The 9,951-nt window shown below is 50.7% G+C and carries 8 protein-coding genes; 1 reads left to right on the forward strand and 7 read right to left on the reverse strand.

What is annotated here, in order from left to right; genetic code table 11:
• Nucleotides 1-76: 76 nt before the first annotated feature.
• Nucleotides 77-835: a TVP38/TMEM64 family protein gene (locus ACN4EK_RS31295; RefSeq protein WP_431662359.1), complete on the reverse strand. Its 759-nt coding sequence runs from the start codon at nt 833-835 to the stop codon at nt 77-79.
• Between the two features lie 115 nt (nt 836-950).
• On the reverse strand, nt 951-3,092 hold the full coding sequence (locus ACN4EK_RS31300; RefSeq protein ID WP_431662360.1) for a GAF domain-containing sensor histidine kinase: 2,142 nt from the start codon (nt 3,090-3,092) through the stop codon (nt 951-953).
• 355 nt (nt 3,093-3,447) lie between these two features.
• Here ACN4EK_RS31300 and ACN4EK_RS31305 point away from each other — a divergent pair, with 355 nt between their 5' ends.
• Nucleotides 3,448-4,119 carry a glutathione S-transferase family protein gene (locus ACN4EK_RS31305; RefSeq protein WP_431662361.1) on the forward strand — a complete coding sequence of 224 codons (672 nt, stop codon included), beginning with the start codon at nt 3,448-3,450 and terminating at the stop codon, nt 4,117-4,119.
• A gap of 6 nt (nt 4,120-4,125) precedes the next feature.
• Here the strand turns inward: ACN4EK_RS31305 and ACN4EK_RS31310 are convergent, their stop codons facing one another.
• The 5 genes from ACN4EK_RS31310 to ACN4EK_RS31330 form a co-directional block, all read right to left on the reverse strand.
• Nucleotides 4,126-5,985, reverse strand: coding sequence for an AAA family ATPase (locus ACN4EK_RS31310; protein ID WP_431662362.1), 1,860 nt, complete (start codon nt 5,983-5,985; stop codon nt 4,126-4,128).
• 115 nt (nt 5,986-6,100) lie between these two features.
• Nucleotides 6,101-7,063, reverse strand: coding sequence for an aldo/keto reductase (locus ACN4EK_RS31315; protein ID WP_431662363.1), 963 nt, complete (start codon nt 7,061-7,063; stop codon nt 6,101-6,103).
• 63 nt (nt 7,064-7,126) lie between these two features.
• A complete protein-coding gene (locus tag ACN4EK_RS31320) occupies nt 7,127-7,972 on the reverse strand; it encodes a M48 family metalloprotease (RefSeq protein WP_431662364.1) in 846 nt (281 codons plus the stop codon).
• Between the two features lie 248 nt (nt 7,973-8,220).
• On the reverse strand, nt 8,221-9,072 hold the full coding sequence (locus tag ACN4EK_RS31325) for a metal ABC transporter permease (protein WP_431662365.1): 852 nt from the start codon (nt 9,070-9,072) through the stop codon (nt 8,221-8,223).
• 8 nt (nt 9,073-9,080) lie between these two features.
• Nucleotides 9,081-9,848, reverse strand: a complete 768-nt coding sequence (locus tag ACN4EK_RS31330; protein ID WP_431662366.1) for a metal ABC transporter ATP-binding protein — start codon at nt 9,846-9,848, stop codon at nt 9,081-9,083.
• Nucleotides 9,849-9,951: the final 103 nt, after the last annotated feature.

Raw genomic sequence — 9,951 nt, forward strand, 5'->3', positions numbered from 1 at the left:
AGATGTGTATAAGAGACAGGATGAGGGAGATGGGGGAGGTGGGGAGTTTAGAGGATATTTGAGTGATCGTCAGGAGCTAAATTGTTTTTTCTAAGGCTTGTTTAGCAATGCGAGTGACATACAGGGTGACAACCACCGTGGCAATTAAGCCGATGATGCGGAGTACCCATTGCCACAGTTGGGTTTGTGGATCGAGGGTGGGTTGAGTTCCGATCGCGGTGACATCTCCTGCCAATGATCCGAGATAGACATACATCACAGTGCCGGGAATCATGCCGATCGACCCAAGCACATAGTCTTTCAGGGAAACCTGCGTTACGCCAAAGGCATAATTCAAGAGATTAAACGGAAAAATCGGGGATAAGCGGGTCAGAAAGACGATCTTTAAGCCCTCTCGGGCAACTGCCGCTTCGATCGCGGCAAATTTTGCATTATTAGCAATTTGGCGATTCACCCAATCTCGGGTAACGTAGCGTCCAATCAAAAACGCGAAGGTAGCTCCTAAGGTTGCGGCAATAAACACATAGATTGAACCCCAAACCGCCCCATAGAGGGCACCACCGCCTAAGGTTAATACGGAGCCAGGAATGAATAGGATCGTTGCCAGGTTATAAATCACCATATAAGCCAGCACTCCGATCGCACCCAGATCTTGAATCCCCATTAAGGCTTGTTGGAGGGTGGTTTGGAGTATGTCCAGCCACTGAAACTGATGTGCCACGATCGTCAGAATTACCACACTGATAGCAATGGTCAATAATTTCAGTGTAAAGGTGAATCGCGATTTGCCGCCCATACTCATCTCTGCTTCTCCAACGCGAGCGAAGAGTGCCATGGCTTCACTGTAGTTGAGCGATCAGGAAGAACTATGGATTTTACCTAAATTTAATCCGAGTATTTCCTGAATCAACTGGGACGGCTCTAACCGGAGTTATCCAGATGACCAAGATTTATACTTGATGTTTGACAGGAATGTCGATGATAAATTCGGCTCCCAGTCCGGGTTCGGAATAAAACTTCAGGTGTCCGCCATGCTGATTGACGATCGCCTGGTAGCTGACCGTCAAACCTAGTCCTGTGCCCTGTCCAACCGCCTTGGTAGTGAAAAAGGGATCAAAAATCTTGGCTTGAATGGGATGGGGAATACCAGGGCCATTATCGGTAATCACAATCCGGATCATGTCGGGATGCAAATCATTTGCTGGCACAACATCAGTACAAATGGCGATCGCTTTTTGGTCGCTGTCCCAGGGTTGTAGTGCCTCAACCGCATTCATCAAAATATTCATAAACACCTGATTTAACTGACCGGGATAGCATTCAATCAGGGGGAGATCACTATAGCGACGGAGAATCTGAATGTCGTCACCGATATAGCTTTGCAACACGACTAACGTACTTTCTAACCCTTCATGGATATTCACCTGCTTCAGTTCCGCCTCATCCAACCGCGAGAAGTTCCGCAGCGAGAGAATAATCTGGCGAATGCGATCGGCTCCTAGCCGCATCGATCGCAGAATTCGGGGCAGATCGGCTAACACAAACTCCAGTTCCACCTGATCGATCATCTGTTGTAATTCGCGATCGGGTTGCGGCAGTCGGGCTTGATAGGCTTGCAACAGGCAGCTTAAGTCCTGTACATAGGACTCAATATAGGGAACATTGCCGTAGATAAAGTTGATTGGATTATTGATCTCATGCGCCATCCCGGCAACCATGCGCCCCAAGCCCGACATTTTTTCACTTTGAATCAGTTGCGCCTGGGTTAACCGTAATTCTTGCAGAGTCGCCGCTAAGTGTTTGGCTTGTTCAGCACTTTCGATCGCCTGTTGCTGGGTTTGAGCATAAAGATGTGCCTGTTGAATCGAAATCGCTAATTGATCTGCCACCGCCTGGGCAAGTCGTTGGTCATTTTTCGACCAGTACCGCACCTGCGAACATTGATTAAGATACAAAATGGCGTACAGCGTATCTTTGGACTGAGCCGGGACGACGAGGGAGGATTTAATCTGCGCCTTCTGATATTCCAGGTTGTTACTGCCAATGCGATCGTCCTGGGTGACATCCCGAATCACCACGCGCCGACGATGCTGAATCACCCATTGGGTAATCGGACCATGGGGATCAAAATCATCCAGGGAAGCCGGAAAGGGCGATCGACACACTTCATAAAGATGCCGACAACTGACCTGAGCAAGTTCTCCTGTGCCCTCAACTAAATGCACCAAACAGCGATCGACCTGCAAGGCTTCTAACAATTGCCCGATCGCACCCGTCAAAATCTTTTCTAACTCAAAACTTTGCCGCGTTTGCGCCGTAATTTGATTAACGAGCCGTTCCCGTCGCGCCTGCTGCTGCATCTGCTCGTAAAGCTGCGCCTGACTGACGGCAATCTCCACCTGCTGGGCGATCGCCTGCAAAAACTCGACTTCGGCAACCGACCAATGCCGGGGTTGGTCTGACAGACAAGCAATAAACCCGATCGACCCTTCCTGAGTTTTTAGTGGCACGAGCACATTGGCAAGCGCTCCCCAAATGGGGCAGGATGTGGCTGTCGTTTCGCCCCGCAACGCATTTGCCCACCGCTGTAACCAATGAGTCAGCGCCGATCCCGTCGCATTACCATGATTAACGATCAGTTCTCCGTTGCTGATAGCGGTTGCTGCCATGCCAAAGGTTTCTAAGGGAAAATAGCCCAACATAGCCCCGGACGGTTCCGCCTCACTGGAATGGGTTAAGGGGCTGCCTTTGCCAGCTTTGCGTACCGATTCGCAGACCACCAGCACCCGATTCGTGTCATGGAAATACCAGAAGAACCGACAGCGATCGAGCTGCAAAATTCCGGCGATCTCATCCAACACCGTTTGTAGAACCACCTTTAGCTCTAGCGAGGTGCGAGCCCGATCGACAATTCGCCGCAGCAACGCACTTTGTTGCTCAGGATGCCGGAGCCAAAATAGGGAAGGACGATCGCGAGGCTGATACTCACGCAGGAGCACCTGTGGATCAAGAATGAAGGAAGGGATCATGAACGTTAGCCAATCCTGATTAATCGCAGCGAAGGCAATAAGACACCCCTGGAACCATGCCACTACAAATGAAAATGCAGGTGTTTAGTCGAGCAACGGAGAAGGGCAACCTGGGTCACTGACAGTGGTTCAGACATTAAAATATGGGGCTATTTGTAAAACGTCGCTTTTATCAAACTTCACTTTATGGAGGTAAACGGATCCCTGATCGCAACGCAAGATCGCCAACGGGCGGAGCTTGATTGTTGCAGTTGTTTTCAAACCTTAATAGAAAATTACACTGATTTAGCCACTACTGATCCGCAATTCTAAGCAAATTCGGATTTGGCAAATTGTATTCAAGTTAACTGAAGAGAATGGCTTATCATTCCTTTACGATCGAGTCATCCTTGCTCTTACTGATCCTGATTAGTTCACCATGCGCCTGCTCCAATTCAGTACCTCTCATTACTGTCGTAAAGCCCGATTAGCCCTGGGCTATAAACAGATTCCTTACACCGTCGAGAATTTAACTCCCGGTTTGCATACCTGGCGGCTCAAACCGCTGACTGGCTTAACCACGATGCCAGTATTACTACCAGAATTGGCAGGCTATCCCACGGCGATCGGCGACTCCAGCCAGGTAATTCAGTTTTTAGAGTCCTACCAGCCGGAGCCTGCTTTGCTGCCCACCGATCCCATCCTCAAAACCCAGGCTCTCGTGTTAGAGGATTGGTTGGATGAAAGTATTGGCACCGCCACCCGGTTTGTCTACTACAACTTTCGATCGGGCCCTGGCAAACAGATTGATCCCTCCTTTTCCAGTCAATTAGTGATTCAGGTAGTGCGCCGTCAGTATGGCATTAACGCGGCGGCTGTGGCTCTGGCAGAACAACGATTAACTCTGGCATTGACGGAATTAGGCAACCGTTGGCAGACCAACTCCTATCTAGTGGGTGATCAGTTTACAATCGCGGATCTGACTGCCGCCGCTCTGCTCAGTCCCCTGGCGCTGCTCCCCAGCTATCGTCAAGCCTATCCCTGGTTATTCGATCGCATTGCTGAAGTCCACCAGCGGTGTCATGAACCCCTGCCACCGGGATTACATTGATCAGGATCATGGCTGACTCTGCGATCGCTGGCTGGTCAGAGCATGGTAAGCCCTGGCAAAATCATCCATTGTGATCTGGATAGTCGCGGGATCGGTTAGTCCCTGACTGCGGTAGCGGCGAATCGCTTCTAATGCCGCCTGATTACTCAATAGAGCGAGATCAGCACCATTCCAGCCGTCCGTTTCGGTTGCCCAGGTTGGCAGATCCACCTCGATCTCCAGGGGACGATTTTGGTTGTGGACTTGCAGAATTGCCAGACGGCTATCGTAGTCCGGGAGATCAACTTTAAATTGCAGATCCAATCGTCCAGCCCGTAATAAGGCGGGATCGAGGGCGTCGGGACGGTTCGTAGCGCCAATCAGCAGGACATTCAAACATTCCTGCAAGCCATCTAATTCGGTGAGCAGTTGACCGACCACGCGATCGCTCACGCCTGAATCTCCCGTGAACTTCCCTCGGGCTGGAGCCAGGGTGTCAATCTCATCAATAAACACCACACAGGGCGCAGCTTGTCTGGCTTTAGCAAATAATTCCCGCACTTCCTGTTCGGCGGCTCCCACCCAGCGGCTTAATAATTCCGGCCCATTCACGGCAATAAAGTTGGCTCGGGCTTGCGAGGCGACGGCTTTTGCCAGGAGGGTTTTGCCGGTTCCCGGTGGGCCCCAGAGCAGAATACCACGGGGGGCTTTGGCTCCGGTGCGAGCGTATAAATCGGGATACAGCAGTGCCCCTTCCACCGACTCCTGTAAACTCCGTTTGATCTCGACTAGACCACCGATATCCTCCCAGGCAACTTTGGGCGCTTCAACTTCCACCGATCGCAGCACCGAGGGTTTGACTTCCTTCAACGCTTGCAAAAAGTCCGCTTGCTCCACGGTCATCGCGTCCGGGATCGGAGCTTGTAGAGAGGGAACTTGTCGCCGTAAGGCACTATAAGCGGCTTTCTGGCAGACCGCTTTCAAATCTGCCCCCACCATCCCAACGGCAAGATCCGCGATCGCGTCTAAATCCACTCCAGAATCTAGCGGCATGGAGCGTGTCAGGATACCGAGAATTTCTAATCGCCCCGCCCGATCGGGGACTCGAAATTGTACTTCGCGATCCAGCCGACCGGGACGACGCAACGCAGGATCAAGGTGATCCGGACGATTCGTAGCCGCTAAGACAATCACCCCCTTTGCCTGGGCAAACCCATCCATTAAACTGAGCAGTTGGGCGACCAACCGTTTTTCGACTTCGCCTTCAACCTTGCTGCGATCGGGAGCGAGGCTATCAATTTCATCAATAAACACAATGCAGGGAGCGGCTTTAGCGGCTTTCTCGAAAATGCTGCGTAACCGACCTTCCGCTTCCCCGTAGTATTTACCCATAACTTCGGGGCCGACGATCGCAATGTAATTCACTTCCAGGTCTTCGGCAAGCGATCGGGCGGTGAGGGTTTTCCCCGTTCCCGGTGGCCCGACCAGTAACACGCCTCTGGGTGGCTCCAGTCCTAACTTTGCCAGTAAATCTGGACGTTTGAGGGGAATTTCCACCAGTTCCCGCAGTTCTTTCAAAACTTCCGAGAGTCCACCAACATCCCGTAGAGAAGGAGCATCGGCGGGATTATCACCGGACGGTGGTGGGGTAATGATCACCTCTGGAGCGGGTGGGCTGGTTGTTTCAGCACTGGCGGCACTTCCACTGGCGGGCGATCGCATCCGACTGACTCCAATCCCCCCGGGAATATTGCCCTGGCGCGGAATGCTACTGAGAGAACGAGTGTTAATTTGAAAATCGGTTTTTAACTCGCCTTTCTCCGCTTTTTCCTCCAGGGCTTTCGCCAGTTCCAATAGCTGCTCAAACCCTTTGAATAAATCACTCATGAAAATTGCCGCCAGACTCATCTAGCTAGAGTTCCCTGTTCATCTCAGGAATGAGTCATAAGTCATGCAGAAATAAAAATTGGCGATTCAGGCAATGGGCTGGAAGCTTGAGCAGTTACCAGTTCCACATCACGGGATTACTATCTAAATGATCCGTCACCATTCGACCGATCGCGTCAATCTCTGCCAGATCACTTGGGGTAAGCCGAACGGTTGCCGCATGGGCATTCTCGGTAGCTTGATCGGCATGACGAACGCCCACGATCGCATTGGTTTGTGGCTGGGCAATCAACCAGGCGATCGCCAGATTCGCCAAACTCACCTGATAGCGATCGGCAATGGGTCGCAGACGATCGAGGGCTTGTTGGGCGCGGATATAGTTTTCTCCCTGGAATAACTTATTTTTGGCGCGGTTATCACTGGGATCAAATTGATGCCCTGCCTTAAATTTGCCGGTCAGGAGTCCCTGTGCCAGAGGAGAATACGCCAGGATGGAAATCTGCTGTTCCACACAGTAGGACATGGCTTCCTGTTCCACATAGCGCCAGAACAGCGAATAGGGCGGTTGTAGACTATCAATCCGACCATACTGCATCGCTTCCGCCAGTTGCGTTTGGGAGAAATTCGACACTCCGATCGCCCGAATTTTGCCTTGCTGTTTTAGCTCATTCAACGCTTGCATGGTTTCCGCGATCGGCACGACTTCATTATTAAAGGAACCGGCAGGCCAGTGAATTTGATACAGATCGATGTAATCCGTTTTGAGGTTTTTTAGCGATCCCTCGCAGGCGGCGATCACCTGATCATATTTCAAGTGGTTGGCAAACACTTTGGTCAGGTAAACCGCCCGATCGCGGACATCCGACAACGCTTCTGCCACAATTTGTTCGGAATGTCCCTGACCGTAGACTTCCGCCGTATCCACAGTGGTAATACCAGCCTCAAACGCGGCTCGAATTGCCTTCACTGTTTCTGCATCTTCAATCCCAACCCACATGCTTTTCCCAGCTTGCCAGGTGCCTGTGATGATCGGGGTAATTTGAATCCCGGATTTGCCTAACTCTCGTGTTTGCATCATCTGTATTTAATTTGCGATTAACGGTTTCATCCCTACGATGACGACTGCTAGCGATCGTGCCATCTATAAACGGGGAGGGACAATTTGGGCAAAGCGATCGCGTCTATCCTGAAGTTCCGGCGGAATGCCATTGGGATATTGCTGATTGATCATGGTCTGAAGCCGTTGTAAGCGGTTGTCAGGATTGGGATGGGTGCTAAAAAACTCTGGCGGCGATCCTCCCTGCCGAGCCGAACCGAGGATTTTCATCAGTTCTAAGATGCCGCGTGGGTCATAACCAGCTTCAGTGATAAACCGCAGTCCTAATTGATCGCTTTCCAATTCGTCATCCCGACCATACCGCAGGCTCACGAGTTGGTTCACAGCAGCGGCGATCGCGGCAGCATTTGCCCCCCGCCCCTCTTCATCCGTCGCAGCGACACCAACGGCGGTCACCAGGGTTTGTCCCAGTTGTTGCTTTGCCAGGTGTTCAGCGCCATGCCGAGCCACCACATGCCCAATCTCATGACCTAATACTCCAGCGAGTTGCGCTTCATTCGACAACCGTTTGAGCAGTCCTACCGTGACAAACACCTGTCCGCCTGGAAGGGCAAAGGCATTGATGGTTTGCGGATCGCGTAACAGATGAAAATCAAACGGATATCCCGATTTCTGAGCATCGGAATTCTTGACGATTTTGATCCCCACTTGATCAACGTATTGCTGTAACGTTTGGTCGGGATACAGTCCGCCATGGCGGGATGCCATTTGGGGAGCCGATCGCAACCCTAACGCGACCTCCTGCTTCGTCGAGAGTTGTACCCGTTGCTTCTCGCCCGTAATCGGATTTTCAACTGTGTTAGCGCAATAGCTGACCAGCCCAAGTAACACTAGCAGCAGCGCGATCCCTAACCGCACTAACGCCTTCATGTGTGATGATCTCCAGGATTCACCAATGGTTGAGCGGATAATAGCATGTCCGGGCAGGTTAATCTGGCACAGGGGTTTACTGCCACAAAAAATTAAATCAATTTAGCTCAAAGATTAGAGGGTGTTTGAAAAGTCAAAATGGTTACCTGAACTGCCCCCCTAGCCCCCCAATTTTGGGGGGAACTGAATTCAAAGTCCCCCAGAATTGGGGGATTTAGGGGGCAATTTGATACTTTTAAAACATCCTCTTACAGCGTTTGCTGTTGGCGTTGCAGTCGAGCTTTGGCAATTAAGCCATGTTTAGGCGCGAAAATCATGGCTAGAACAAATAACAATGTTTGTAAAACCACAATGCAACCGCCTGTAGCTCCATCAATGTAATAGCTAATGTAAGTTCCTAAGACACTAGAAATCACACCCGATGCGATCGCGATACCAATCATGTAATCAAACCGATCGGTCAACAGATATGCCGTTGCTCCCGGTGTTACCAACATCGCCACTACAAGAATAATGCCAACGGTTTGTAAGCCAGCCACAGCCGTTAGTGACAGCAGCGATAGTAAGGTGTAATACAGGGCGGTGGTATTTAATCCAATTGAGCGAGCATGGGTCGGATCAAAACAAAATAACAGCAGATCTTTACGGAACAGAGCGATCGTGGTCAACGTAATTGCACTGATAATTAGTGTCTGAAAAATATCTTGATTAGAAATGCCCAGGACATTACCAAACAGAATATGGGTCAGATTAATGCTGCTGGGTGTTTTCGAGACGAGAACTAAACCCAGGGCAAAGAAGCCGGTAAACACAATGCCGATCGCCGTATCTTCCTTAATTCGTGTCTGCGCTTTAATAAACCCGATCGCCAATACTGACCCCACCCCAAACACAAACGCCCCGATCGCAAAGGGAATCTTGAGGATGTAGGCAATTACCACTCCTGGCATCACCGCATGGGACACCGCATCACCCATCAACGCCCATCCCTTCAAGGTCATGTAGCAGGATAGGACGGCACAGACCACACCAACCAGCATACTGACTAACACCGCCTTAAGCATGAAGGCATGGGTGAGCGGGGCAGCAAACCACTGCATAATCTCCACTACAGATCCTCCCAGGGCGATCGTGCCAGTTGGCTTTTGTTTAAGGACAAATCACTAATCGACCCCCCAAAGGTGCGAGACAAATTTTCTTCCGTAAATACTTCCGATGTATCCCCGTAGGCAAGAATAGTGCGATTAATCAACACCACTTGATCACAGAATGTCGTAATCGAAGCTAAATCATGAGTCGAAATTAAGATCGTGTGTCCCTGTGCCTTCAACTCCAGCAACAGGTTAATCATCGCCTTCTCAGTCTTAATATCTACCCCTGTAAACGGTTCATCTAATAGCAATACGGTGGCTTGCTGAGCTAGAGCCCGCGCTAAGAATGCCCGCTTTCGTTGTCCGCCCGATAATTCGCCAATCTGCCGATCGCGGAATTCACTCATTTGCACCCGTTCCAGGCTGACTTGAACCATCCGTTGATCCAGCGATCGGGGGATTCGCAACCAATTCATATAGCCATAGCGTCCCATCATCACCACATCTTGAACGCTAACCGGAAATCCCCAATCTACTTCTTCCGCCTGGGGTACATAGGCAACCAGACTGCGCTTTTGTGCCGATCGACTGGGTAACCCCTGAATCAAAACCCGTCCGGTTTGCGGCTGCACAAACCCCATAATTGCTTTGAATAGGGTGGATTTGCCACTGCCATTCATCCCGACTAAGCCGCTAATCGACCCCGGTTGCAGTTGTAACGTCGCCCCATGTAATGCCACCTTACCGTGATAAGCCACTGAGACATTTTCGACTTGAATACTCATAACCTTAATCGTTTCGTGATATCGTCATTTGCCCTTAGAAGCTGTTTGAAAAGTATCAAAGCGATTGCATTAGCCCCCTAAATCCCCCAATTCTGGGGGACTT

The sequence above is a fragment of the Pantanalinema rosaneae CENA516 genome (assembly GCF_050753385.1).
In the GTDB taxonomy this organism is placed as follows: domain Bacteria; phylum Cyanobacteriota; class Cyanobacteriia; order Leptolyngbyales; family Leptolyngbyaceae; genus Pantanalinema; species Pantanalinema rosaneae.